Origin of the sequence: Maribacter cobaltidurans (assembly GCF_002269385.1) — a bacterium.
Classification (GTDB): Bacteria; Bacteroidota; Bacteroidia; order Flavobacteriales; family Flavobacteriaceae; genus Maribacter; species Maribacter cobaltidurans.
The window spans coordinates 691177-714534 of sequence record NZ_CP022957.1 but is presented as its reverse complement, the minus strand read 5'-3'; the positions used below and the strand labels follow the sequence as shown (position 1 = coordinate 714534).

21 protein-coding genes are annotated in these 23358 nt (G+C 40.7%); 12 read left to right on the top strand and 9 right to left on the bottom strand.

Annotation, left to right across the window (positions count from 1 at the left end; genetic code table 11):
- The 5 genes from CJ263_RS03050 to CJ263_RS21210 all read right to left on the bottom strand — a co-directional run bounded on the left by CJ263_RS03050 (position 1) and on the right by CJ263_RS21210 (position 3664).
- Positions 1–300, bottom strand: coding sequence for a hypothetical protein (locus tag CJ263_RS03050; RefSeq protein ID WP_094995912.1), 300 nt, complete (start codon positions 298–300; stop codon positions 1–3).
- A 1-nt stretch (position 301) separates the two neighbouring features.
- Positions 302–634 carry a hypothetical protein gene (locus CJ263_RS03045; RefSeq protein ID WP_158657067.1) on the bottom strand — a complete coding sequence of 111 codons (333 nt, stop codon included), beginning with the start codon at positions 632–634 and terminating at the stop codon, positions 302–304.
- Between the two features lie 3 nt (positions 635–637).
- Positions 638–1357, bottom strand: coding sequence for a DUF4198 domain-containing protein (locus CJ263_RS03040; RefSeq protein ID WP_094995910.1), 720 nt, complete (start codon positions 1355–1357; stop codon positions 638–640).
- 91 nt (positions 1358–1448) lie between these two features.
- The gene (locus CJ263_RS03035) at positions 1449–3545 is read right to left on the bottom strand and encodes a TonB-dependent siderophore receptor (RefSeq protein WP_229702338.1); all 2097 of its coding nucleotides are present in this window, start codon (positions 3543–3545) and stop codon (positions 1449–1451) included.
- Positions 3530–3664, bottom strand: a complete 135-nt coding sequence (locus CJ263_RS21210; RefSeq protein WP_229702375.1) for a carboxypeptidase-like regulatory domain-containing protein — start codon at positions 3662–3664, stop codon at positions 3530–3532. Before CJ263_RS21210 ends, CJ263_RS03035 begins: the two co-directional genes overlap by 16 nt.
- Between CJ263_RS21210 and CJ263_RS21205 the strand changes: the two genes are divergently transcribed.
- Both CJ263_RS21205 and CJ263_RS03030 read left to right on the top strand, forming a co-directional pair.
- The gene (locus CJ263_RS21205) at positions 3609–3776 is read left to right on the top strand and encodes a hypothetical protein (RefSeq protein ID WP_229702384.1); all 168 of its coding nucleotides are present in this window, start codon (positions 3609–3611) and stop codon (positions 3774–3776) included. The two genes, CJ263_RS21210 and CJ263_RS21205, sit on opposite strands and share 56 nt — an antisense overlap.
- A gap of 91 nt (positions 3777–3867) precedes the next feature.
- Positions 3868–4851: a helix-turn-helix domain-containing protein gene (locus CJ263_RS03030; protein WP_094995909.1), complete on the top strand. Its 984-nt coding sequence runs from the start codon at positions 3868–3870 to the stop codon at positions 4849–4851.
- 24 nt (positions 4852–4875) lie between these two features.
- Here CJ263_RS03030 and kdsA read toward each other — a convergent pair whose 3' ends face one another.
- Entirely contained in the window at positions 4876–5700 is an 825-nt protein-coding gene (gene kdsA / locus CJ263_RS03025) for a 3-deoxy-8-phosphooctulonate synthase (RefSeq protein ID WP_094995908.1), read from the bottom strand.
- Positions 5701–5778: 78 nt separating this feature from the next.
- Here kdsA and CJ263_RS03020 point away from each other — a divergent pair, with 78 nt between their 5' ends.
- The 4 genes from CJ263_RS03020 to CJ263_RS03005 all read left to right on the top strand — a co-directional run bounded on the left by CJ263_RS03020 (position 5779) and on the right by CJ263_RS03005 (position 9930).
- Positions 5779–6360, top strand: a complete 582-nt coding sequence (locus tag CJ263_RS03020; protein ID WP_094999084.1) for a hypothetical protein — start codon at positions 5779–5781, stop codon at positions 6358–6360.
- Positions 6361–6417: 57 nt separating this feature from the next.
- A complete protein-coding gene (locus CJ263_RS03015; RefSeq protein ID WP_094995907.1) occupies positions 6418–6963 on the top strand; it encodes a hypothetical protein in 546 nt (181 codons plus the stop codon).
- A gap of 90 nt (positions 6964–7053) precedes the next feature.
- On the top strand, positions 7054–8853 hold the full coding sequence (gene typA / locus CJ263_RS03010; protein WP_094995906.1) for a translational GTPase TypA: 1800 nt from the start codon (positions 7054–7056) through the stop codon (positions 8851–8853).
- A gap of 288 nt (positions 8854–9141) precedes the next feature.
- Positions 9142–9930: an SDR family NAD(P)-dependent oxidoreductase gene (locus tag CJ263_RS03005; protein ID WP_094995905.1), complete on the top strand. Its 789-nt coding sequence runs from the start codon at positions 9142–9144 to the stop codon at positions 9928–9930.
- 20 nt (positions 9931–9950) lie between these two features.
- Here CJ263_RS03005 and ppgK read toward each other — a convergent pair whose 3' ends face one another.
- Together ppgK and CJ263_RS02995 are read right to left on the bottom strand one after the other, a co-directional pair.
- Positions 9951–10700, bottom strand: coding sequence for a polyphosphate--glucose phosphotransferase (gene ppgK, locus CJ263_RS03000; protein WP_094995904.1), 750 nt, complete (start codon positions 10698–10700; stop codon positions 9951–9953).
- Positions 10701–10838: 138 nt separating this feature from the next.
- Positions 10839–11138, bottom strand: coding sequence for a hypothetical protein (locus CJ263_RS02995; protein WP_158657066.1), 300 nt, complete (start codon positions 11136–11138; stop codon positions 10839–10841).
- A 570-nt stretch (positions 11139–11708) separates the two neighbouring features.
- On the opposite strand from CJ263_RS02995, the gene CJ263_RS02990 reads away from it, so the two are divergent.
- The 4 genes from CJ263_RS02990 (at position 11709) to CJ263_RS02975 (ending at position 17657) form a co-directional block, all read left to right on the top strand.
- Positions 11709–14330, top strand: a complete 2622-nt coding sequence (locus CJ263_RS02990) for an MGH1-like glycoside hydrolase domain-containing protein (protein WP_094999083.1) — start codon at positions 11709–11711, stop codon at positions 14328–14330.
- Between the two features lie 138 nt (positions 14331–14468).
- On the top strand, positions 14469–15530 hold the full coding sequence (locus CJ263_RS02985; RefSeq protein WP_094995902.1) for a pyridoxal-phosphate dependent enzyme: 1062 nt from the start codon (positions 14469–14471) through the stop codon (positions 15528–15530).
- A gap of 7 nt (positions 15531–15537) precedes the next feature.
- Positions 15538–16602, top strand: a complete 1065-nt coding sequence (locus CJ263_RS02980) for a DUF1611 domain-containing protein (protein WP_094995901.1) — start codon at positions 15538–15540, stop codon at positions 16600–16602.
- Positions 16599–17657, top strand: a complete 1059-nt coding sequence (locus tag CJ263_RS02975) for a mandelate racemase/muconate lactonizing enzyme family protein (protein WP_094995900.1) — start codon at positions 16599–16601, stop codon at positions 17655–17657. The genes CJ263_RS02980 and CJ263_RS02975 overlap by 4 nt, the downstream gene beginning before the upstream one ends.
- A 13-nt stretch (positions 17658–17670) precedes the next feature.
- Here CJ263_RS02975 and CJ263_RS02970 read toward each other — a convergent pair whose 3' ends face one another.
- On the bottom strand, positions 17671–18354 hold the full coding sequence (locus tag CJ263_RS02970; protein WP_094999082.1) for a cell division ATP-binding protein FtsE: 684 nt from the start codon (positions 18352–18354) through the stop codon (positions 17671–17673).
- A 157-nt stretch (positions 18355–18511) separates the two neighbouring features.
- Here CJ263_RS02970 and CJ263_RS02965 point away from each other — a divergent pair, with 157 nt between their 5' ends.
- Together CJ263_RS02965 and CJ263_RS02960 are read left to right on the top strand one after the other, a co-directional pair.
- The gene (locus CJ263_RS02965; RefSeq protein ID WP_094995899.1) at positions 18512–21535 is read left to right on the top strand and encodes a tetratricopeptide repeat protein; all 3024 of its coding nucleotides are present in this window, start codon (positions 18512–18514) and stop codon (positions 21533–21535) included.
- Positions 21536–21558: 23 nt separating this feature from the next.
- Positions 21559–23313 carry a porin family protein gene (locus CJ263_RS02960; RefSeq protein ID WP_094995898.1) on the top strand — a complete coding sequence of 585 codons (1755 nt, stop codon included), beginning with the start codon at positions 21559–21561 and terminating at the stop codon, positions 23311–23313.
- The last annotated feature ends 45 nt before the right edge of the window (positions 23314–23358 follow it).

Sequence of the window (23358 nt, the reverse complement as noted above, 5' to 3'; positions counted from 1 at the left end):
TTAAGGTATGGGATTTAAGGATTTACCATAGTATATGATAATCAAGAGCAATACAGAGATCAATAGATATATGGCCCAGACCTTCCATCCGTTTTTTGCCAGAAAAGTGAAAATCATTAAAATAGCCCATAGTATAAACGCGGAATAGGTGCTGGTGATGATTACGGTAACATGATCAGACCAGCTGGCAATGGCCAAGTGCAGTAGGATGGTGACCATAAAACTACCGAGTATGGCCGCGGTTATTTTGGAAAATCGGGACCAAAAATTGGGATTGAGATATTTAGGATGTGCCGGCATATCAAGAAAATAAATATTGAAAGAGCAAAAAGATCAACAACCCCGTAACTAAGCTCAAATAGTTAAGCAAGCGCAGTGGTTGAAGGATAATGATGATGGAACCTACGGTCATTAAAACGATGATAAAAGTAAATAGCCCCGTACCCCATCCCCAAAGAAAAATAGAGGTTGAGGCTGCACTTAATAATGAAGTAACACCAATAGAATTGGAGATTAGGTTGTTTTCGTAGCACCATTCCTCAAAACCAAAGTTATTGGCGATGACCATACGTTTAGAAGTTGCATAACACAGGTAGAACCCAATAAATGCTAGGGTGAAAATAAAAGTGTACATAGGCTATTTAGTAATGCAATACGTGGCACAATGCCAGATAAATTCATAGTCTTTTCCTTTATAGTGGCCGGGTACCCGTTCCTCAAAAGTTGTTTCCATTGTATATTTTGTTCTCCATGGAAGATCGAACGTCACCACACCATTATCGTCCGTTTCCAAGGTTTTGGTCCAAAGATCACTGACATAGATTTTAAACTCGTTTTTGGGCAAGGGTTTGCCCTTGAATACGACCTGAAGTTTTATATCGTCCCCTTCATGCTGTAATTCCTTTATGGCAATACCCTCTTGGTTGATAATGGCGGTATCACTGCCAAAGCTGCCTACCTGAACTTTTGCCGTAGCATGATAGTGGGTCTTAAAAATTCCAAAATCCCATTGGGTGTAATCCAGAACTTCAATTTCATTATTGTTGAGAACCACCGTGTAGGTGCCGTTTATTGTAGGAGTGAAATGTCCAACATAATAGCTTTCGGTGGCTTTGGTGTGTAGATTAGTTTTGGTTCCGTTCGGGCCTACGACCCAAATATCGAATTTTGCAACGGAAGGGAAATTCTCCCCTTGGACCTTTTCTACAACACCATACGTGTATTCCCCATAATGTACGCGGACTTCCTGTCGTTTTCCCAAAGTTCCCGTTCTGTTGGTTTCTAGCCATAAATAATGGGCAAAGGTGGGGGCAATTGTGAATAGTATTAAAAATAGGGTAATCGATATTTTTTTCATTTTTTAAAATTTTGATTCGCCCCCAACTTTTGGCCGAGGGCAAATCGGTTTAACTAACAAAACACTAAAGACTTGTACTCCAAACCATTTTTTAAAAGGTGTATGCTACGGTCAATCTTCCGTTGATTCCAGGTTCTGATTGCCAGTATAGGTAAGAACCATAGTTGGCACCGGAATAGAGATATTTGTCCAGAATATTGTTAATATTCAACTGCACCCTGAAGTTGCTGTTTCTCCAAGAAAGCGCACCGTCCATTCTAAAGTAGTCCGGTAGGTCGGATTGGTTGTTGGCGGCCCATGCCCAAGTAGATCTATCCACTTGATATTGATAGCCCAAGGAAATACCGAAACCGTTCAATGATGAAGTTTGGCCAAAGTTGTAGTTCAACCATCCATTGGTCGCGTGTTTGGCGTGGCCAGCTACTCTGGTTCCCACAAGGTCTGGATTAGGGTCTTCCGTTACTTCCACATTGGTATTGGCATAATTAAGAATTACGTTCAACTCTGGTGTAACCTGACCTTGGAGGTCAAATTCTATACCCTTGGACTGAACTTCACCCAAGTACATGGAAAAGTTTGGGTTGGAAGGATCAGTAGTCAAAATATTTTCTTTCGTGATTTGATATACACCTAAAGAAGTTCTTAAACGCCCTCCGAAGAATGTCTTTTTAATTCCTCCCTCAATATCGTTGGCATCCACAGGGTCGTTCAGGGGCTGCATGTCCACACTAATTCCTGCTTGTGGCAAGAAAGATTGGTCATATAGGCCATAAACGGTTAAATCAGGTAGGATGTCTACGCTCAAACCAATACGGGGCGTAAGAACATCATCGCTTTCAGTTTTGCCTTGGGTAAATAGATTGGTATAACGTCCGGCTAAGGTCAAACGAATTTTGTCTTCCAAAAAGCCAATTTCATCCTGTAGGTAGTATCCCCTTAGTGTGTTTGCGCTATACGGAGTTCCACCATTTCGATGTTGAACGTTCACGGAGCGGTCAAATTCCGGGAAAACAACACCGTATTCAGGATTGTATATATTGAATGGGACAGCGGTGTCTACTGGAAGTGTAACCGAGAAATCGGCCCAATAGGATTTTTCACTAAAATCGAATCCTCCCAATATTTTATGGGAAACTGCGCCAGTATTAAAGGCACCGTTGATATATAATTGCGAATACTTTCCTACGGATAGGGCATCCCATTGGGAAATTGTTCTAATGGCATCCCCGGTAGCACTGTCGAGTCCACCGATCCATGCAGAGTTTCCAACTTGATCATATCTTAGATATGCCATTTGACCTTCGACGCTCCAATTATCGTTGAACTCGTGTTTGGCATTCAGGAAGAAAGTAACTTCTTGAATGTCGGTTTTAGGATAGTTAGTGTCCACAAAATTGAAATCACGGGGAAGGCTGGCATAACCATCTTCTACGGGGGCAAAAATATAGGCCGAACCGAGGAACGACTCCGCATCCTGCAAATTCATTTCAGCTGTGATGGAGGTCTTTTCACTGAATTTGTACGTTAGGGCAGGAGCGATGCCAAATCTATCGGTTTGCTCATTGCCTCTGTGGCTATCCGTAGTTTGATACATGGCATTGAAACGATAGAGTAGTTTTCCGTTATCGGATGCCTTACCACCTACATCTACCGTACCGCGATAGAAATCAAAGCTTCCCGCCGTGAAAGATGCGTTGGCAATAAATTCTTCCGTTGGTTTTTTGGTCACCACATTATAGAAACCACCAGGTTCCCCAGCGGACATCATAAAACCTGCGGGACCTTTTACAAATTCAATACGTTCCACGGTATTCATGTCTTCGGCCAATGGTCCCCAACTGTCCTGTACATTAACTCCGTTCCTAAATGCGGGTAAGCGAAAACCACGCATATTGATTCTTGCGAATTGACCCCAGTGCTCCAACATGGTCACTCCACTTACGTTTCTGGTGAGGCCATCCATAATGGTGGTTACCTGCTGGTCTTGTAGCAGTTCGTTGCTGATGACCTGAATGTTTTGTGGGAGCTTTACCAGTTCCGTTTTTAATCGTAAGGACTGGGATGGTTCACGTTTAACGTACTTGTTTTGGTGGCCTTCCACGGTAACTTCATTAAGTTGTTCTTGGGTTTCTATGAGTACAATGGTACCGAGCTGTGTCTTTTCGTTGGCCTTTATGAGTACGGGCACTTCTTTTTTGAAAAGCCCAGGGAAGAAAGCCTAAGAGTATAGTTTCCGGGGCGTAAATTTTCTATGGTAAAGTATCCGTGGATGTTGGACATTGTTCCCTTGTTCGAACCCTTGATCATTATATTGGCGTCCGAAATAGGGGAATTTGAAGTTGTCATGACCCGGCCATTTAAGCTACCTGTTTGGGCAGAAATTGTTGCTGCACAGATTATGAAAAGAAATAAAGTATGAAAATTTTTCATTTAATATTAGTTATTTTTAATTAGTCTAAATAAGTTTGATGCGAAAATAATAAGACATTGGTAATGCGAACGGACGGAAAATGGTAAAAAAAAGACGCGATAATACAACGGTTCAAGCAGCGGAGACAAGGCTTGACCATATACTCTTGACTGAATTACTGGGCAATCCGATGGAGAAGTATGAGGACAAGGATTATTCCTTTACATCCTATGACCTTAGGGAAGAATTTGGTACAGGGCAGATTTTACAGGCTTCAATGGATGACGTTATGATTACCCTGAACTCTTTTGAACTGAAAGAAGATGTCCTCTTTAAAAGAAGGATTGCCGAGGACTTTATTCAGCTATCCTTTTTAATGGAAGGTGAAAAGGTGGTTAGCTTAAAAGGGAAGGAGTTTTTTTTGGAAAGCGGTGATTCCTATCTGGTTAATGTAAGACCGTTAGACAGTGAATTTAAAATTTTGGGTAATATCCCTTATAAGGAAATAAGAATTAGGTTTTCAAGTTCATTTCTGTCCAATCACGGATTTACAAAGGATTACAGGTTCAAGGAACTCGTGGATGACAATCTAGTTTTGCCCATTACTGATAAAGTTATGTTGGTTCTGGATGCTTTGGTCAACTATAATTTTAATGAGGGCGCAGCCCGTATTTATTTAATGGCAAAAGTGTTGGAGCTATTGGCGCTTCAAATATCCAACTACAAGTCGGGCGTTTTTACCCGTGTTTCTTCGAAAGGACACCAGAACCTCAAAAAATTATCCCACGTGAAGAAAATGATTGGTGATAATTTACATTTGAATTTATCCCTTTCCGTACTTTCCAAGGAAATTGGGATGAATAAAACGAATTTGAATCGGGAATTCTTGCGTGTTTTTGGCATGACCATCCATCAATATAGTTTGGAGCGCAAAATGAAACAGGCCAAGTACCTACTTCTAAATACGGACATTCCAATCTATCAAATTGCAGAGGAAGTTGGTTACAAAAACGCAACACACTTTTCAGCTGCATTCAAAAGGGAAATAGGAAAGACCCCAAAAAAATTCAGGGTTAATGGCTAGTTTAGAGGGAAAATTAGCATTGATTTATTGGTCCAAAGAATTTATGGTCTGTCTCAGTTGAGTCAAATCCGTCAGCAACTTTTCCATTAATTTCAAGTCCAGCATATTGGCCCCATCACTTTTGGCATTGGCACAATCAAAATGGGTTTCAATGAACAACCCATCTACACCGGCGGCTATTCCTGCACGAGCCATGGTTCCAATCAAGGAAGGTCTGCCGCCTGTAACTCCTGAGGATTGGTTGGGTTGTTGTAAAGAGTGGGTAACATCCAATACTACGGGCGCATATTGCTTCATGGTGGGTATGCCCCTAAAATCAACAATCATATCCTGATAGCCGAACATGGCACCGCGTTCTGTAATAATAGCCTGTTCATTTCCTGTTTCGGTCACTTTGTTTATGGCATGCTTCATGCTTTCTGGACTCATAAATTGCCCTTTTTTAATATTGACCGTCTTACCGGTTTCCGCTGCGGTTACGACCAAATCGGTCTGACGGGCCAAAAAGGCGGGTATTTGCAGCACATCTACATATTCTGCTGCCATGGTAGCATCTTGTTCTGTATGAATATCAGTTATAGTTGGAATTTTAAAAGTCTCCGATACCTTACGCAATATTTTCAATGCTTTTTCATCCCCAATTCCGGTAAAGGAATCCAAGCGACTTCGATTTGCTTTTTTAAAACTTCCCTTGAAAACATAGGGTATTTTTAATTGCTCTGAAAGGGTAACGATATGCTCCGCTATATGCATCGCCATATCCTCGCCTTCAATGGCACATGGACCCGAAAGCAAAAAAAAGTTATTACTATCAGTATGTTTTATTTGGGGAATCTTGGTCAAATCCATCTTATAAATTTTTCATAAAGATAGTATTATTCAATGGTATTGTTTTTAGATTTAGTCGCAACATTGACCAAAAGCATCATGAGAAAATCAATCTTAATTTTATTTCTATTAACAGCCGTTGCTTCCCATGCCCAGAGTGGGGGAGTAACCGAAAAAGGCTTTGGAATTGTAAATCTGGAACGTCACCAATTTAAGTTCGATTTACTTTCCCCTGGAATATCATACGAATTGGGACTTTTTAAAAATGTAAGCGCCTCCGGCGGTTTGGGACTTGGATATGCCACCTATGAAGAAGGATATGCCGTTGGACTCACTTTGCATACAAGAGTTCGCTATTATCACAATTTCAATAGAAGAATACGGATGAAAAAAAATGTCTCTGGTAATTCCGGAAATTACATTGCTGCCGCTCGGAGCATTTTTTTTTCCCAATTACGGTTGGGCACGAATATAGAAGGCCCGGATGATTTTAATTTGGGGGTATATGGTGTCACTTATGGTATACAACGTACGTATAAAAATGGATTTAATTTTAACGCGGAACTTGGTGCCGGCTATTATCGTGGGGATGGGGTTCCAAGCGGTTACGGTCCTTTGGTAAACTTTACTTTTGGCTGGGTAGCTACAAAGCGTAAATCTAGAAAACCGACTTTCAATTGATACTTTTGGCGCAATAATTGATGACTTAAGATGAATCAATTTTAACCAGCCACAATTATGAGAACCTTTATCATCATTACTTTTTTGCTTAATTTTTCATACTCGAACGCGCAGCTCCAAAAGGATGTTGAGAACCATCAAATAACTATAAATGCCTTATTGCCCGGTGTTGTTTATGAATTGGGGGTTTCGAAAAGTTCCACACTGACTGCCGAGGCTACCATGGGTTTTGCCTATCAAGAATCTGATTTCTTTGGCAACGGATTCGGGATTTATCCTATTGGAAGAATCCAGTATCGGGATTATTACAACTTTGATCGTAGAATACGAAAGGGAAAGCGAATTTCTGGCAATACAGGTAACTATACCGCCCCAACCGTAGCGATCCAAGGTGGTAATGCCCTAATTGGCGATTTGGATTATGTTTCTAGATATACTTTGGCCTTGGGTGCCGTTTATGGAATTCAAAGGACTTATCCCAGTGGATTCCAATTCCGTTTGGAAGCGGGTCCTGCCTACTTCATTGATGAATTCAGTAATGGTATTGATTTGTTATTGTCTGCCAAAGTAGGGTGGGTGCTTGGGAGAGGAAAATCAAAATAATCCCTTCAAAATCAATAAGATAAAAATAACATTTGTTTGGCTGGATCTAAGGAAATTAAGACTATCTTTGCGCGCTTAAAATAAGGCCTTATGTCCAACACAAAAAATATTGCGATCATCGCACACGTTGACCACGGTAAAACAACCTTGGTGGATAAAATAATGTATCATTGTAGCCTTTTTCGTGAAAACGAGAATGCGGGCGATCTTATTCTTGATAATAACGATTTGGAACGCGAGCGTGGTATCACGATTACTTCCAAAAACGTTTCTGTTGTTTACAAGGACACGAAAATCAATATTATCGATACTCCTGGTCACGCGGATTTTGGTGGTGAAGTAGAACGGGTATTGAACATGGCAGATGGTGTATTGTTGTTGGTGGATGCTTTCGAGGGTCCCATGCCACAGACCCGTTTCGTATTGCAAAAAGCAATCGACCTTGGTTTAAAGCCATGTGTGGTCATAAATAAGGTAGATAAGGAAAACTGTACCCCAGAAGAGGTACATGAAAAGGTTTTTGATTTGATGTTCGAACTGGGTGCAGAAGAATGGCAGCTAGACTTTCCAACGGTTTATGGTTCTGCCAAGAACAACTGGATGAGTGAGGATTGGCAAAATCAGACAGAGAATATTGAGCCATTGTTGGATATGGTAATAGAGCATATACCTACTTTTGAACCCAAGGAAGGCAACACTCAAATGTTGATTACTTCATTGGATTTTTCCTCGTTTACGGGAAGAATCGCTATTGGACGGTTACAGCGTGGTACCTTAAAAGAAGGTCAGTCGGTCTCTTTGGTCAAAAGAAATGGTAATATAGTAAAGTCTAGAATAAAGGAGCTTTTCACCTTTGAAGGTTTGGGCCGTAAAAAGGTTACTTCCGTTGAGGCGGGCGATATCTGCGCCTTGGTAGGAGTGGAAGGTTTTGAAATAGGGGATACCGTGGCCGATTTTGAAAATCCTGAAGGATTGAAAACCATTGCTATCGATGAACCCACCATGAGCATGTTGTTTACCATTAACGATAGCCCATTTTTTGGTAAGGACGGAAAGTTCGTTACTTCAAGGCATATCAAGGAGCGTTTGGAGCGAGAACTTGAAAAGAACTTGGCACTACGTGTTAATGAAACCGACAGTGCAGATAAGTTTCTTGTATTTGGTCGTGGTGTACTTCACTTATCGGTTTTGATCGAAACGATGAGAAGGGAAGGTTATGAACTTCAAATTGGACAGCCACAGGTAATCATTAAGGAAATAGATGGGGTAAAGTGTGAACCTATAGAGTATTTGACCATTGATTTGCCAGAGGAAGTATCAGGTAAGGCCGTCGAAATGGTTTCAATCCGTAAGGGAGAAATGACCAGTATGGAGGCCAAAGGAGACAGAATGGTTTGTGAGTTTCAGATTCCTTCCAGGGGGATTATCGGTCTACGAAATCAATTGTTGACCGCAACAGCTGGAGAGGCCATCATGGCACACCGATTTTTGGAATATCAACCTATGAAAGGGGATATTCCCCAGCGTCAGAATGGTTCTTTGGTTTCTATGGAAACCGGTAAGGCTATTCCTTATTCCATTGACAAATTACAAGATCGCGGAAAGTTCTTTGTGGATCCGGGAGAGGATATTTATGAAGGGCAGGTTATTGGTGAAAACTCCAGGGGAGACGATATGACCGTAAATATAACCAAGACCAAAAAATTATCCAATGTTAGGTCTTCAGGAGCGGATGAAAAGGCCAAAATAGTTCCGGCCATTAAATTCTCCCTAGAGGAGGCGTTGGAGTATATACAAAAAGATGAGTATGTTGAGGTAACACCGAAACACTTAAGGTTACGTAAAATTTTCCTCACGGAAAACGACCGTAAGCGTAATAAAATAGCTTAGAAAAAAGCCCTGATTTTTTCAGGGCTTTTTCATTTTACATCATTTTTAGGACTGTCCTAAACCCCTATTTGGAAAGCTTTTCTTTTTTGAGTTTTTTATATCCAAAACCATATTGCCAAACCATTAATTTTTTAATACTATTTTTTCTATTTATGGATAGAAATGTATCTAAAAATATGAGTTTCACAATAATTAAATCTACTGCGGTTTTCTTTAAGCTACACTTGATTTTTTTTCTAATTTGAAGTACAATTTGTACTCAAACGAACTAACTCAATAAAGATTAACATGCAACTAAAAGAAAAGAAAGTACTCATTACAGGGGGTACTAGGGGTATAGGTAGATGTATGCTACAAGAACTGATCGATGGTGGAGCATCTCATATCGCAATTATTGCAAGGGACAAGAAAAGTCTAAAGGAAATCTCGGAGTCCTATCCGGAGGTCAAGTTCATTCGGATTTCAGGGGACGTTGGCAATATTGATGTACTTAGGGAGGCAGCAGCGCGCATAGAGGATAAATGGGGAAGTTTGGATATATTGATAAACAATGCGGGAATTGTCTCGGCCGGGCCTTTGGAAGAGTTGCCGGACGAAGAAATTTATGACCAAGTGGCGGTTAACTATACGGCTATTTTATTATTGACAAAATACTGTATTCCTCTTTTGAAAAACGCCGAAGAAGCAGCTATACTTAATATTTCATCTGGGCTTGGTTTGATAGGAATGCCATTTTATGGAGTTTACGCAAGTACCAAGGCCGCCATAAGACAGTTTTCGGATTCTATGAGAAGGGAATTGGCACCTTTTAATATATCGGTAACCTGTTCCTATCCAACTGCCACGGATACGGATATGATGCAAAAGTTTGAAGGAAGGGAAATGGATTCCCCAGAGTTTGTGGCCAAGCGATCCATTGAAGGATTATTGAAAAAAGAACTGCACGTAGTTTTTGGGGGCGAGGAAAGAGAAAAGGATAGTGAATTGAATTTTATGGATCCCAAAAAGTTCGACGACAAAATTGCCAATGGTTACGAACAGTTAAAAGAATCCAGTACTGGCCATAAAGCGATGTAGTTCTATACTTAGCTGTTAGATCATACTTTAGGTGCTTTGTGTAAACTTGCGGCCGCAGCACCAATAATACCTGCCTGATTTTGTAATTCTGCGGGTATAACCGGAGTTTCTATTTTAATTTTTTTCTTGAATTCATCAAAATCCTTGGAAGCCCCGCCTCCCAGTATAATTAAATCCGGAGAGATAATTAGCTCAACATATTCCAGGAAGGTGTTAAATCGCTTTCCCCATTTTTTATAGGAAAGTCCTTCCCTGTCTTTGGCGCTTCCTGCAGCCCACAGCTCAATTTTTTTATATTTCTTATAAGGTATTTGTCCAAGTTCAAAATTGGGAATCAGTTTGCCATCAAGAAAGGCTCCACTTCCCAATCCCGTACCAATGGTAATCATAACAACAAATCCTTTTTTTCCTTTGCCCACACCATAGTTCATGGTCGCATATCCTGCGGCGTCTGCGTCGTTTATTACGGTAAAGTCCAAACCTGTTTTTTTCTCCAAAAGCTCTTCTACATTGACGCCCAACCAACTGGGGTCCAGATTACCTGGGGATTTACAAACTCCTTTTTTGATTATGGTGGGGAAACCGCAACCTACCTTGCCCTTATAGTCAAAGTGCTTGACAATTTCAGCAATCACATCGGTCATGGCTTCGGGTGTTCTGGGGTTTGGAGTGGGGATACGGAACCTCTCGGTCAACATTTCACCGGTCTCCGCATCTACCAATGCACCTTTAATACCAGAGCCACCTACATCAATTCCAAGTAAAGTCATGTCGAAAATTTATAATAGACCACAAAGTAACAAAAAAGATTCCTTTCCTTGAATTTTGTGGCTTGCTACACGGTTTTAACCTTGTAGTAATCATTAAAAAAGGACCTAGGTCCTTTTTTAATTTTTAATTGTGGTTAGCTACTCCAATATTTTTAAGGCTACAATGGTATTGTATTCCATATCATCGTTTTCTTCCGTTTCCCTAGTGAAGGTAATACTGAACAGTTTTCCCAATAGGGCTTCATCCATCAAATCGAATACTTCAGAGGCTTCCTCGGTTATGTCATTGAATTCATAGATTTCACCATTGTCACCTATGAAATAATAAATACCATCTTCATGTCTGTCATATGTTCCACTTACTCTTGAGGTATCTTGAATCAAGTTGCCCCCCAAAGTACTTGTTAACATGATGAACGTAATAAAAAGTGTTTTCATTTCTATTTTTTTTGGATTATTTCTACTTTTTTTGATTTTTTCCTTGTTAAAAAAGGATTCAAAATCCACACAAATGAAGTCAATTTTTTTGAATCTTTTACATTTCCCTTCTCTTTTTATAAGCAATGCGTAAATTTTATAATTTATTGAAATTCAATATTTTACATCTTTATGGTGACAAATGTATTCTTTGGTATCTGGTGCTGTAAATATTTGTTCCATATTTTGAGGGGTTGGGAATATTCCAAAGATGTCAAATCACAATATTTTCGACAGAAAAGGAAAACCGGCTGTATTTAATTACGTTTAGCATTTGTTGGGAATCCTAAATGATATTCATTTCACTTCTTGGAGACAATAGGCTTATGTCAGTTTGGTAATTTATCTGGAAATAAAAAATCAACAAAACAAAAGACAACCTACAATAATAACAATACGTCAATAGTTCTTATCACCTTCAGTTATTGTTCAAATAAATTCTATTTTTAAGATTTTTATTTCATAGGCGAAAAGAAAATAAATTACAGCAAACCGTATTCTTTTCGGGTTTGATTAATGGATTCAAATTTTATGTCTCAAAAAAATGCAGAGGAACAACGCTTAGCCGTTAGTGATAATTACAAGTATTGGAAAAGATGGGGTCCTTATTTGGCAGAACGTCAATGGGGAACCGTTCGCGAAGATTATAGTGCAAATGGACAGGCATGGAGTTTTGTAGATCATGACAAAGCTAGGAGCAACGCGTATAGATGGGGTGAGGAAGGAATTGGTGGTTTCTGTGATTCCAGGGAAATTCTTTGTTTGGCACCGGCTTTCTGGAACGGTAAGGATCCGATATTAAAGGAACGTTTGTTTGGCTTGACCAATGGAGAAGGTAACCATGGGGAGGATGTAAAGGAACTCTATTATCATCAGGTTTCCACACCAACCCATTCCTATAACAAATACTTATATAAATATCCTCAAAAAAAGTTTCCATATTCAGACCTTGTAAAGAAAAATAAATCCAGAAACAGGGAAGAGCCCGAGTATGAAATTTTAGACACTAAAGCTTTTAGAAACAATACCTACTTTGATTGTTTTATTGAATATGCCAAGGCTGACGTAGGGGATATTCTCATGAAAATAACCGTAGTCAATAGGGCCTCTAAAAAGGCATCTATCCATGTTTTGCCGCATTTATGGTTCCGTAACTTCTGGAAACACAATAAACGTTTTGAAAGGCCTACTATGAAGGCAATTTCTGATAATTGTGTAATGTCAAGAAGTGTTAGAAATGGCCGCTATTATCTATACCATGAAAATGGGAAGCAACTTTTTTGCGAAAACGAAACCAATAACAAACGTATCTATAACGTAGAAAATGAAGTGCCTTATGTAAAGGATGGTATCAATAATCATGTGGTCGATGGTCTGGATACGGTAAACCCGGAAAAAAAGGGGTCTAAATTTGCCGTTTGGCATAAAATTACCCTTAGGGCCGGTGAGGAAAAATCAATTAGGGTTCGTCTGAGCAAAAAAAAGCTTGAGGACCCATGGTCTGGGTTTAATTCCACTTTTAATGCCCGTAAACAGGAGTGCTCGGAATTCTATAATGATATTTTATCGAAAAAGGACTTGCCAAAAGCCCATAAGGATATAGTAGAAAGAGCATTTTCCGGTCTGCTCTGGACTAAGCAATTTTATTACTATGACGTACATAAATGGCTATTTGGTGGTCCAGGGGAACTTAAACCTTATCGTGAAAATCCCAGAAATTTCAGCTGGCAACATTTGACCAACCGCCATGTTATTTCCATGCCCGACAAGTGGGAATATCCTTGGTATGCTGCGTGGGACCTTGCCTTTCATATGGCTTCCTTTGTAGAAATAGACCCTTACTTTGCCAAGGAACAACTCGTTTTGATGTTAAGGGAAAGCTACATGCATCCCAATGGACAGATACCCGCATATGAATGGAACTTTAGCGATGTAAATCCACCGGTACATTCTTGGGCAGTGTGGAACGTTTATGATAAGGATAAACAAAAAACGGGAAAGGGGGATATACCATTTTTGGAAAAGGCATTCCAGAAGTTGTTGATCAATTTCACTTGGTGGGTTAACCAAAAGGACAAAAGTGGTACCGATCTTTTTGAAGGAGGTTTTCTAGGGTTGGACAACATTGGTGTATTTGACCGAAACCATATGCCACCCGGTATCACCAGGATGCAACAGGCCGATGCTACCAGTTGGATGGCCATGTTCACCTTGAACATGCTCCGTATGAGTTTGGAGCTTTCAAAGAACAATAAATCCTATGAAGATCTGGTGGCCAAGTTTTTTAGACACTTTTTAAATATCGCCTGGGCCATGCACCATATTGGCAAAAAGGACATTTCCTTGTGGGATGATGAGGATAACTTTTATTACGATGTGGTGGAAATGGATAGTGGTATGACCAACCGACTTAAAGTTCGATCCTTGGTGGGTATTATTCCATTGTTCGCGGTAGAAATTATCCACAAAGATTTATTTGATGAGCTCAAAGAATTTGGACGGAGGGCTGCCGATATCGTAAGGACCAGACCGGACTTGGCTTCACTCATCTCCAATATAGAAGAGACCAACGAAGATGGTAATTATCTTTTTTCCATCATGAGAGGTTTTAGGTTGGAACGTTTGTTAAGACGTATGTTGGATGAGGACGAATTTCTTTCGGATTATGGTATACGGTCGCTATCAAAATACCATGAGGAGCATCCCTTTGTCTTTAAGCATCATGGACATCATCAGATTCAGTATGAGCCAGGTGAAAGCCGTTCCAATATGTTTGGTGGTAACTCCAATTGGCGTGGTCCCATTTGGTTGCCGCTTAATTATATGATCATTCAATCCCTGAGAAAGTACTATTTGTTTTATGGGGATTCCTATCAATATGAATTTCCTTTTGGTTCGGGTAGAAAACTTAATTTGAAGCAGATTGCCAATGAGTTGAGCAAACGTTTACTCAAGCTTTTTGAGCGTAATGAACAGGGTAAATTCCAATATCATTCAGATGATGAAAGTATGGTTTATGCCAATGACGAACACTTTAGGGACGAGCATTTATTCTATGAATTTTTTCATGGTGATAATGGAAAAGGTTTGGGTACTTCCCACCAAACGGGCTGGACCGCCTTGATTGCCAATTTGATAATGGAAATGGATTAGTTTTTACTTTACTTTCACCAAGTTTCGCTGTACCAGAAGCAGTGAGGAGCGTTTTCTAAAAGTTTTAAAAAAACACCTTATGGAGTCTATACCGTCTGTGAATTTGGTTTATATTCCGTAGAACAATTCAATATATAGATGGATCTTAAGGACGGTGTAAAAACCTCGGAAAATAAAGTTTCTTCAGAAGCGCGAAAATTGAGCGTATTTGTTTGCGACCAGTCGAACTCCATTGTAGATCGCCTGGAGTCCTACGAGGATATCATTAGTCTGGAAGTTGGGGATACCGGGCTTAGTAGGGCCAAAACCTTGGAACGCGAGTTTGATATTAGACAGCTTTATATCAAGTATGAAGGGGATAATCCTACCGGAACCCAAAAGGACAGAATAGCCTTTGCCCAATTGTATGATGCCTTGAGGCGGGAATATGATACTGTTTCCCTGGCAACCTGTGGAAATTATGGTGTGGCGATGGCCCTAGCAGCAAATTTAGCCGGTATAAATTGCAAAATATATATTCCGGAGTCCTATCACACCGACCGAATTACGGAAATGAAAGAATTGAATGCGGAAATTATACGGCTACCGGGTAGCTATGAAGATGTAGTTGTGGAAAGTTCCAAGTTGGCCGAAAAAAATGATTGGTACGATGCCAATCCCGGTGGTTCCAATACGCCCCTACAGATAAGTGCCTATTCCCAAATAGCTTTAGAAATTTTTGAGGATTTGGGTGATGCACCTAAATATTGTGCCGTCCCCGTCTCCAACGGAACGCTTATAGCCGGGATATTTAGGGGGTTTGTCAGTCTGTATAAGCGAGGAAAAACATCAAGGATTCCAAGAATGATAGCGGCTTCGTCCTCCAATAAAAACCCAATTGTCCATTCCTTTCTTCTGGGTTATGACCATTGCAAGGATTTGAGTCCGGATTTGATCAAGGAAACCAAATTAAACGAACCCTTGATCAACTGGCATAGCTTTGACGGTGAGGAGGCATTATATGCCTTAAGGGAATCCAATGGCGAAGCTTTCAATATTAGTGATAAAAAATTACGTGAAATGACGGCCATATTGAACAAAAAGGAAGGCTTTAGAATTTTGCCTGCGGCAACTGCAGGTTTAATTGCCTTGTTGGAACTTGATGAAAAGATGAATTTTGAATCGGACCGTTTTGTGGCCGTACTCACTGCTAAAAATTAATTTGACCATGAAAGAAAAAATCGACGGAAGGGCCCTAGTATATTGTGAAGGAGCCTTTAATACACCTAATGGTAAAACTGCCCATGGATTGGTGCGCTTTACGGAACGTTATGAAGTAGTAGGTGTTTTGGATTCGAAATATGCCGGAAAAGATGCCGGTGACGTTTTGGACGGGCGCCCGAACCAAATTGTAGTCTATAAGGATTTGGAATCCGCCCTTGAGCATTTGGACGAACGACCAAAATATTTGGTCATTGGACTCGCTCCGGATGGAGGTAGATTACCCAAAGAAGCAAAAAGTACCATAAAAAAAGCGCTGGAGCTGGGTATGAATGTGGATAGCGGTTTGCACGATTTTTTGACCAATGATCCGGACTTGGTACAAGTGGCGGACGAAAAAGGGGTTATGATTCGCGATATCCGTAAAACTCCAGATAGGGATAAACTACATTTTTTCACCGGCGATATCGAAAAGGTAAACTGTCTAAAATTGGCTGTTTTGGGTACCGATTCCGCATTGGGAAAAAGGACCACCGCATGGATTTTGGTTCATGCCTTCAGGAAAATGGGTAAAAAAGCGGAAATGATAGGTACCGGACAGACCGCTTGGATGCAGGGTGCAAAATACAGTATGGTTATGGACAGCTGCATAAACGATTTTGTTTCGGGGGAAATAGAGCATGCCGTAGTCAGCGCCTGGAAAAATGAGAATCCAGATGTCATTGTCATAGAAGGGCAAGGTAGTTTGATGAATCCGGCCTATCCTGGAGGTTTTGAAATTTTGGCGGCCGGCAGGCCAGATTACGTAATTCTGCAACATGCGCCTAAAAGATTGGAGTACGATGGTTTTCCTGGATATCGATTACATTCCTTACAAGAACAGATCAATGCCATAGAGGTTATTTCTGGGAAGGAGGTTATTGCTATTACCATTAATCACGAGGATATGGAAAAGGAGGAGATTCCAGACATGTGTAAAAAAATTACCTTGGAAACAAAATTGCCCGCGTACGATGTTTTGGAGTATGGGGCAGAGGAGCTTGTTGACCTTTTATCTGAAAAAATGAAATGAAGATAACACAGGTAAGCTACGAGCGGTTGGATTTAGCACTATCCGTACCATACACTATTGCCTACGAAACAATCGATGCTACCACAAATTTTATCTTAAAAATTGAAACCGAAGGGCATCTGGTAGGTTATGGCTGTGCCGCTCCGGACAAAATAGTTACCGGAGAATCTCCTGAGGAAGTAGAAAGAGCGATAAGAAATATAATTATCCCATTTTTAATCGGCAAGAATCCATTCACCTATGCGTTATTGCTGACGGAATTAAAATTGCTATTAGAAAAGAAATCCTCTTCTTTGGCCATGGTAGACCTGGCTTTATTTGATTTGTTGTCCAAAAAGGCAGGGGTGCCCCTTTATAATTTTTTAGGGGGGTATCAAAAAAGTATTCCAACGAGCATTACCATTGGAATTTTAGGTTTGGAAGAGACCTTAAAGCATGCCAAGGAATATGTCGATCAGGGATTTTCTATTTTAAAGATTAAGGGAGGTAGTAATCTTGAGGAGGATATAGGGAAAATGAAAAAACTTCATGAAATCTACCCCAATATTACATGGCGTTTTGACGGCAACCAAGGGTACTCCGTTGTGGATTCTATTGCTTTTGTGAAGGCTACAGCAGCTATGGGTATCCAAATTTTTGAGCAACCTACCAAGATGGAAGCAGAAGAGCGTTTAGGAGAGGTAACCAGCCAAGTGGACATTCCCGTTATGGCGGATGAAAGCCTTAAAACCTTGACCGATGCCTTTAGATTGGCACAGAACGAGAGGGTGGACATGGTAAATATCAAACTTCAAAAAGTTGGGGGAATCTTGACTGCAAAGCATATTAGTTCGGTAGCAAAAGCTGCCAAACTGGAGACCATGGTAGGTTGTATAGATGAGTGTTCCCTAGGTATTTCCGCAGGATTACATTTTGCCCTTTCAAGACCCAATGTGATGTATGCCGATCTGGATGGTCATTTGGACCTCATTGATGACCCTTTTAAAAATCTTTTCCGATTGGAAAATGGGGTTCTTTTTCCAACGGAAAAACACGGTTTGGGATTTTCTGAATAGATTGGCTTTTTGTTTACACCGCTTTTTGTACGACTTCAAAAACTTTATTCGAGTCGCATTTTATGGTTTTTGAGGGGTATTTTAAAATAAGTGCATAATCATGGGTGGCCATCAAGATGGTGCGCCCAGATTTATTGATTTCCTGCAATACCTTCATCACCTCCACACTGGTCTGGGGGTCTAGGTTACCTGTTGGTTCGTCGGCCAAAATAAGCTCCGGGTCATTAAGCAAGGCCCTTGCAATGGCGACCCGTTGTTGTTCGCCCCCGGAAAGTTCATGGGGAAACTTGAACCCCTTTGTTTTCATGCCCACTTTTTCCAAAACGTCAACGACCTGAGCATCCATCTTGGCCTGATCCTTCCATCCCGTTGCTTTAAGTACGAAAAGCATATTTTGATTGATGTTCCTATCCGGCAACAACTTAAAATCCTGAAAAACAATACCTAGCTTCCTTCTAAGAAAGGGAATATCATTTTCCTTGAGGGTCTTTAAGTCAAAATCTACAATTTTTCCTTCTCCTTTTTGCAATGGAAGGTCACCATAAAGCGTTTTCATAAAGCTACTCTTGCCGCTTCCCGTCTTACCGATAAGATAAACGAACTCTCCCTTGGTAACCTGTATGTTAACTTCACTAAGCACCAGACTTTCCTTTTGGAAAATGGATGCATCCTTTAACTCTAAAACCATCTCTTCCATAACTACAATGTTAATATAAAAGTAATAAGTTCCTTTTGATAACGGTGTTCCCTTTTTCAAATTCTTTTTTTTTGTAGTGGCAGTTGACATACTTAGGTACAAAATTTGCCGTTATCCTTTTTAACACTACGGTTATTCAAAATAGTAAGAGAACACTATGCTTAATAAAATCACCGCTTTTATTCCATTGGTCCTAGGATTTGTATGTATTGGGACCGCTCAGGAATCCAAAATTTATACTCACGAAAATAAGGACTTTCAGGATGCACTGACCCTCTATAACAATGAGCAGTATCAAGCTGCCCAGACCATATTCGATAAAGTAAAGTCGAGGACCAAGGACGAGGAAATTGCCGCCAACAGCGCTTATTATGCCGCAAATGCGGCAGTTAGGTTAAATCAGCAGGGAGCAGACCGCTTAATGGAGGATTTCGTTGAAAAGTATCCAACGTCCACCAAAAGAAATTCTGCCTTCGCCGATGTGGCCGAATATTATTTTGAAACGGGGAAATATCCTTATGCACTAAAGTGGTATAACAAAGTGGATCAGAGTGCACTTTCCCGTGGAGAAATGGACAAGTTCAATTTCAATTATGGGTACGCTTTGTTTTCCTCGGGAAAAAGCAAGGAAGCGGAACGATACCTGGAAAAAGTGACCACCTCACCGGTCTACGGTTCGCAGGCCAAGTATTATCTGGGCTACATTGCATATCAAGAGGATGATTATGAGGCCGCCAATGAGCGATTCGATCAAATTACCGATCAAAATGTACTGGAGGAGAAACTGAGTTATTATCAGGCGGATATGAACTTTAAATTGGGAAAATTTGAGGAGGCGATTGCCTTGGCAAAGAAACAACTTCCCAAATCCGATAGAAGCGAGGTATCAGAACTGAATAAGATTATTGGCGAAAGCTATTTCAACTTGGGTCAATATGAAAACGCAATACCCTACTTAAAGGAGTACAAGGGTAAACGTGGAAAATGGAACAATACGGATTATTACCTGCTAGGCTATAGCTATTACAAGCAGGGGGATTATGCAAGTGCCATAGATCAATTCAATAAAATCATTGGGGGTACCAATAGTGTTTCCCAGAATGCCTACTACCACTTGGCGGAATGCTACCTAAAACAGGATAAAAAGCAGGAGGCCCTCAATGCCTTTAGAAATGCCTCGCAAATGGATTTTAATGCGGAGATTCAAAAGGATGCCTTCTTAAACTATGCCAGGCTAAGTTATGAAGTAGGTAATGCCTATGAGCCGGTTCCGCAGGTCATTACCAATTACTTGAAGACGTATCCCAATGATGAACATCAGGAAGAAATGCAGACCTTATTGGTGGACTCCTTTATTACCTCTAAGAATTTTGCCGGCGCAATGGAGCTTTTGGAAAGCAATCAAAACTATGCCAGTAAGGAAACCTATCAAAAAGTAGCCTATTATAGGGGGATAGAGCTTTTTATGGAGGGAGATTACAACGGTGCCTCGGAAGTATTGCAAAAGTCCTTGGGAAGTGCCGTAAATGATCTTTTTAAGGCTAGGGCAAGCTATTGGAAGGCAGAAGCGGATTATTTGCTCAATAGGTTTGATGAGGCGGCGTCCGGATTTATGGCATTCAAACAAAATTCAGCATCAAATAGTGTTTCGGAAGGAAGTGATGTGGATTATGATTTGGCCTATGCCTATTTTAAACAAAAGGACTACGGTAATGCCATTACCTATTTCAATGCCTTCACCGATGCACATAAGGATGATATTCAAAAGTTACACGACGGATATCTAAGATTGGGGGATAGTTATTTCGCTACTCGAAAATATTGGCCTGCCATAGAAACATATAATAAGGCTTTGGCCTTGACTGGACCGGAAAAGGATTATGCTTCTTACCAAAAGGCCATGAGTTATGGTTTTGTTGGGAAAGAGGATAGTAAAATTGAAAGTTTGGAAAACTTCGTAGCTCAATATCCAAGGTCTACCTTTAAGGATGATGCCTTGTTTGAACTGGGAAACACTTATATCTCGGCCGGACAGGAAAGTAAAGGGCTTCAGGCATACGATAGGCTGATCAATGAATACAAAGGCAGTTCTTTGGTGCCACAGGCTTTGATGAGACAAGGACTTGTCTATTACAATTCCAGCAGAAATAATGAAGCTTTGGCCAAGTTTAAAACCGTTGTAAGGGATTTTCCTAATACACAGGAAGCCGTACAGGCGGTAGCTACCGCAAAATTGGTTTATGTAGATTTAGGTAGGGTTGACGAGTATGCCAGTTGGGTGAACGGACTTGATTTTGTTGAGGTTTCGGATGCGGAATTGGACAATGCTACTTTTGAATCGGTCCAAAAACAAAATATTGAAGGTAGAACGGATGCCGCCATCAGAGGTTATAAAAAGTATATAGAAGAGTTTCCAAACGGGCTTCATGCTTTGGATGCCAACTTTAGCTTAGCGCAACTTTATTTTGGCAAGGGCGACAAGGACGCGGCCTTACCGTATTATAAATATGTAGCCGATAGAACTACGAGCGAGTATGCGGAACAGGCCCTGACCCGTGTGTGTGAGGTATATATAGGAAAACAGGACTATGAATCCGCTTTGCCTTATCTATTAAAGTTGGAAGAACAAGCCAACATTCAACAAAACCGAACTTTTGCACAATCCAATCTAATGAAAGGATATTACGGGCAGAAGAATTATTCCAAAACACTGGAGTATGCTGAGAAAGTTTTGGGTACCCCTAGCATTGACGATCGGATTAAGAGCGATGCACAGATTATGATAGCAAGATCGGCCATTGCTACCGGAGACGAATCCAAGGCAAAATCTGCCTATTCCGAGGTGTTGACCATTGCATCGGGAGCTACAGCTGCTGAGGCTTTGTATTATGACGCCTATTTTAAGCATCAGGATGGCGACTATGAATCCTCCAATATTTCGGTACAAAAATTGGCAAAGGATTATGCCACCTATAAAGAATGGGGAGGAAAGGGACTCGTGTTAATGGCCAAGAACTTCTATGCTCTGGGAGACTCCTATCAGGCGACCTATATTTTGGATAGTGTTATATCCAATTTTGGGCAATACCCAGAAATTGTAGCCGATGCAAAAGCGGAGTTGGCCATCATTAAATCCAAGGAATCCCAAAGTAATTCATCGGTAGACCCAAATCAAAAGTAACGTACCAAAGTAATAGAACACGTATGTACAAGAATCTTAAAATAGGAATCGTATTGTTGATATTGTCCGGATTTCAACAAATAATCGCGCAGGAAGACCAAGATGACTTAGGAACGGAAACGGTGACGGTGACCAAGGCCTATACGCCTACGGTATCGGATGCATTCAAGATCAAATCCATGCCAAATCTTAACGATTCCATCGTTTTACAAAAAAAGAAAATAAACTACAGTATATTTTCCGTACCGGTAGCGTCTACATTTACACCTTCCAAAGGAACGGCTTCCCGTGTGGAAAGAATACCGCCCCCTGAATTGTTCAATACGTATGCTTCCGCAGGAGCGGGCAATTATGGTAATGCCACAGCGGAATTTTATACCACCAGGGAGGTGGATAGGGATGCTACTTTTGATTTGGGCTTTGACCATAATTCCTCAAGGGGAAAAATCGATGGTGTGCAATTGGATAATATCTTTTCAGATTCCCGACTGGATGCATCTTTCAAAAAGCGGGATAGGGACTTGGATTGGGGTGCCACCGTTGGTTTACAGCACCAACTTTATAATTGGTACGGACTCCCCTTAGGCGTGTACGATGATGCTATGGTAAATAGTATCAATGAACGCCAAAACTATTATATGGGAGAAGTTGGTGGACATGTAAATGTGGAGGAATCTTTTTTTAAACGGTTGGATTTAAAATATAGACGATTTTGGGATGCCGTGAAATCGGGAGAGAATAGGGCTATTTTAAATACAGCTTTTGAGGCACCTTTAAACGATGAGGCATTTTCAATCAAGGCCAAAGTGGACTATGTAAATGGAAATTTTAAAAACGCCAGTGTAAACAGTGCAACAAACGATGACGGAATTGCCTATAGCCATTTGCAGGTGGGAATTAGTCCAGGTTTGGTCATGCGCAGGGACGACTTTTCACTTAACCTAGGTGTAAACTTGGTCTATGGGATGAATCTTGAGGCAAGCGAGGGAAATTTCTACATCTATCCGGCCGTGGCCGCTTCCTATCGTTTGTTGGACGAAACGGTTATTGCCTATGGGGGTGTGGAAGGGGAGTTAAGACAAAATTCCTATTATGATTTTGTGGAGGAGAATACCTTTGTGTCCCCTACATTGTCTATTGCTCCAACGGATAGTCAGTACAATGCCTATATAGGATTGAAGGGTCAATTACTACCCAATTTGAGCTATAATATTAAGGGGTCTTATACTGCGGAAAACAACACGCCTCTATTTAAACTAAATCCCCAAAACAACTTTAGAAATGACGAAAAGGGATATTACTACGGTAATTCCTTTGAGGTTTTTTATGATGATATCAAGACCATTGGGATATTTGGAGAGCTCAATGTCGATGTCAATAGGAACTTTACCTTGGGAATCAATGCTGAGGTGTACGATTATAATACAGAAACGGATAACCCGGCTTGGAACCTTCCTAATTTAAAAGGGTCTTTATTTATGGATTACCAGATAGGGGAAAAGTGGTTTGCTGGGGCCAACCTTTTTTATGTGGGGGAAAGAGAGGATTTCTCTACCGAAGTGGTGCAGAATGTTCCCGTGTCGGAATATCCTGCAACTCTCATTAATTTGGATGGCTTTTTTGACGCCAATGCCCATTTGGGGTATCGTGTGGACAATCAATTGTCCATCTTTTTAAAGGCGGCGAATATTGCCAATAATAACTACCAACGTTGGGCAAATTATCCGGTCCAAGGTTTTCAGATATTGGCCGGGGCCACCTATAAATTCGATTTATAAAACCCTGAACGATTAAATACGTTTAGAAAGCTCCTTATTTTCTAA

Bases quoted from the DNA above. Each gene is read 5' to 3' on its own strand.
- CJ263_RS03050 (WP_094995912.1), bottom strand. From the start codon at position 300: ATGCCGGCACATCCTAAATATCTCAATCCCAATTTTTGGTCCCGATTT.
- CJ263_RS03045 (WP_158657067.1), bottom strand. From the start codon at position 634: ATGTACACTTTTATTTTCACCCTAGCATTTATTGGGTTCTACCTGTGT.
- CJ263_RS03040 (WP_094995910.1), bottom strand. From the start codon at position 1,357: ATGAAAAAAATATCGATTACCCTATTTTTAATACTATTCACAATTGCC.
- CJ263_RS21205 (WP_229702384.1), top strand. From the start codon at position 3,609: ATGGTAAAGTATCCGTGGATGTTGGACATTGTTCCCTTGTTCGAACCC.
- CJ263_RS21210 (WP_229702375.1), bottom strand. From the start codon at position 3,664: ATGATCAAGGGTTCGAACAAGGGAACAATGTCCAACATCCACGGATAC.
- CJ263_RS03030 (WP_094995909.1), top strand. From the start codon at position 3,868: ATGGTAAAAAAAAGACGCGATAATACAACGGTTCAAGCAGCGGAGACA.
- kdsA (WP_094995908.1), bottom strand. From the start codon at position 5,700: ATGGATTTGACCAAGATTCCCCAAATAAAACATACTGATAGTAATAAC.
- CJ263_RS03020 (WP_094999084.1), top strand. From the start codon at position 5,779: ATGAGAAAATCAATCTTAATTTTATTTCTATTAACAGCCGTTGCTTCC.
- CJ263_RS03015 (WP_094995907.1), top strand. From the start codon at position 6,418: ATGAGAACCTTTATCATCATTACTTTTTTGCTTAATTTTTCATACTCG.
- typA (WP_094995906.1), top strand. From the start codon at position 7,054: ATGTCCAACACAAAAAATATTGCGATCATCGCACACGTTGACCACGGT.
- CJ263_RS03005 (WP_094995905.1), top strand. From the start codon at position 9,142: ATGCAACTAAAAGAAAAGAAAGTACTCATTACAGGGGGTACTAGGGGT.
- ppgK (WP_094995904.1), bottom strand. From the start codon at position 10,700: ATGACTTTACTTGGAATTGATGTAGGTGGCTCTGGTATTAAAGGTGCA.
- CJ263_RS02995 (WP_158657066.1), bottom strand. From the start codon at position 11,138: ATGAAAACACTTTTTATTACGTTCATCATGTTAACAAGTACTTTGGGG.
- CJ263_RS02990 (WP_094999083.1), top strand. From the start codon at position 11,709: ATGTCTCAAAAAAATGCAGAGGAACAACGCTTAGCCGTTAGTGATAAT.
- CJ263_RS02985 (WP_094995902.1), top strand. From the start codon at position 14,469: ATGGATCTTAAGGACGGTGTAAAAACCTCGGAAAATAAAGTTTCTTCA.
- CJ263_RS02980 (WP_094995901.1), top strand. From the start codon at position 15,538: ATGAAAGAAAAAATCGACGGAAGGGCCCTAGTATATTGTGAAGGAGCC.
- CJ263_RS02975 (WP_094995900.1), top strand. From the start codon at position 16,599: ATGAAGATAACACAGGTAAGCTACGAGCGGTTGGATTTAGCACTATCC.
- CJ263_RS02970 (WP_094999082.1), bottom strand. From the start codon at position 18,354: ATGGAAGAGATGGTTTTAGAGTTAAAGGATGCATCCATTTTCCAAAAG.
- CJ263_RS02965 (WP_094995899.1), top strand. From the start codon at position 18,512: ATGCTTAATAAAATCACCGCTTTTATTCCATTGGTCCTAGGATTTGTA.
- CJ263_RS02960 (WP_094995898.1), top strand. From the start codon at position 21,559: ATGTACAAGAATCTTAAAATAGGAATCGTATTGTTGATATTGTCCGGA.